This is a genomic window from Bifidobacterium sp. SO1 (assembly GCF_018555335.1).
GTDB classification, from domain to species: Bacteria; Actinomycetota; Actinomycetes; order Actinomycetales; family Bifidobacteriaceae; genus Bifidobacterium; species Bifidobacterium simiiventris.
The window spans coordinates 1-1726 of sequence record NZ_JAFEJR010000045.1; the positions used below are offsets into that span (position 1 = coordinate 1).

1 protein-coding gene is annotated in these 1726 nt (G+C 67.2%); it reads right to left on the bottom strand.

What is annotated here, in order from left to right; all coding sequences use genetic code 11:
• Positions 1-99 precede the first annotated feature (99 nt).
• On the bottom strand, positions 100-1665 hold the full coding sequence (locus JS541_RS14575) for a UPF0236 family protein (RefSeq protein ID WP_214375204.1): 1566 nt from the start codon (positions 1663-1665) through the stop codon (positions 100-102).
• Between the last annotated feature and the right edge of the window lie 61 nt (positions 1666-1726).

The following is a 1726-nucleotide window of genomic DNA, read 5'->3' on the forward strand; positions in this document are numbered from 1 at the left end:
CACCGTGTTTGGTTGTTTGATGGGTTGAGTGGCGACGCTGACGCTCGCACCATGCGTGGTGTTGTTTGAAAACCTACGCGTGGGAGCGGACGTGGCGTGTTAGCGCGTGCCTCGTCGGATGGCTCGTTTGCGGTTGCCGGCCGTGGCGACGCGTGCCTGTTTGCCGGTCGTGCCGTTGCCGTCGTGCAGGCGGTTGGCTTGCGTGGCGGTCAGCGGGGGTTTGAGCTGGTATTGCTCGGTCTGTTCGAGCGTGACATGGGTCGTGGGACGCTTGTCCGCGGGAGCGCATGGCGCGGGCGCGAGGGTGAGCCGGCCGGTGCCGGCCAGGCTCGAGCGGCAGCGGACCATGCTGTCGAGTCCCGTCACGCTCCATGCGAGCCCGGTGTGTTTGGTGCGCGCGCAGACCACGTGCGCGTTCGTGGCCTCCATCGTGCCCAGCGAGGCATCGGTGATTCTCGTCCGGTTGGACGCGATGTACTTGTACAGTTCGGTCAGTTTGCCCATGGTCGCGGCGAACCGGTCGTTCTCGCGGCCGGCGCATTCGTGCGCTGCGACGCTCATCCAGTCGGCCATGGTCTTGAGCGCGAGGTCGGGGCGGATCGCGTCGATGGCCTTGAGGATCGGCGTGACGAGGGGTTCGGGCGCGAGTTTGCGGGTCTTGTCGTTCAGGTGCCAGCGGTCCATGACTCCCGCCGCGTCGGCCTTGACGAGTTCGCCGATGTCCCGGTAGGCCTTCTCCCCGTCGCATCCCCAGTACGCGCGTTTCACGTCGCTCAGGTCCCATTTCATGTTGACGAGCCCGGCGAGCCGGTCCGCGAACGTGATCCCGTCCTCGACGGCCGCGTACACGAGCACGTTGCGGCACCGGTTGGACGCCGTCCCGCCGTCCGCTCCCGTGACGGGCGTCTTGCCCTCGTACGCCTTCGCGTCGCGTACCTGCGCCCATCTGGGCGTGTTCGCCTTCTTCATGGCCCGGGTGCGCTGCAGATGGCAGTACACGCCGTCGGCCTCCATGAACAATGTCCCGGTCTTCTCCTCGCCGACGATCTCGCCGCCCAGCCAACGCCTGCTGGCCTCCTCGGCCCGGGCCATGAGCGGCGCGGCGCATGTTTCGATCGCGTCCTTGACCGCGGCCGGGCTCAACGTCTCGCGGGAGAACACGGCCACGTGCGCGGCCGCGGGACGATACGCCTGATCGCACGCCATCGACGCGACGAACGCCTTCAGACCCCGGCTCGCCTTCTCGCGCGGCATGCATATCCCCGTGTCCTCGAACAGCAGATACCGGGGCCTGCCGTCCGTATCCCGGTAGCGGCGCACGCGGAACTCGACCGTGCCCGCGATCGTCAGCAGCCGTTTCGCGTCGCGTCCGATCACCTTCAACGAACGATCACGCGAGGCGAAGATCTCGTCGTCGCGCGCGCTCAGACGCGCGCCCAACGCGGTCAGGGACAAGCGCGTGAACGGCGCGACCGCACGCGATTCGAGATCCAACGCGTCCGACGCCTCGCCGACCGCCCCGCCGGACTCGCGCCACGCGTCCGCCAAGCCACGCACCATCACCGCGAGCATTTCCTCGTCACCGGCGAACGCGCGCTCCAGGCAACGCCACGCACGCGCATGCTGCTGACTCATCGACACACTAACACTGCTACCCTTGACCACGGAGGCTCCTTCGCTAGAACGGTTAGGTTTAAGGCACCACCCATTCTGCCTAGAAGCCTCT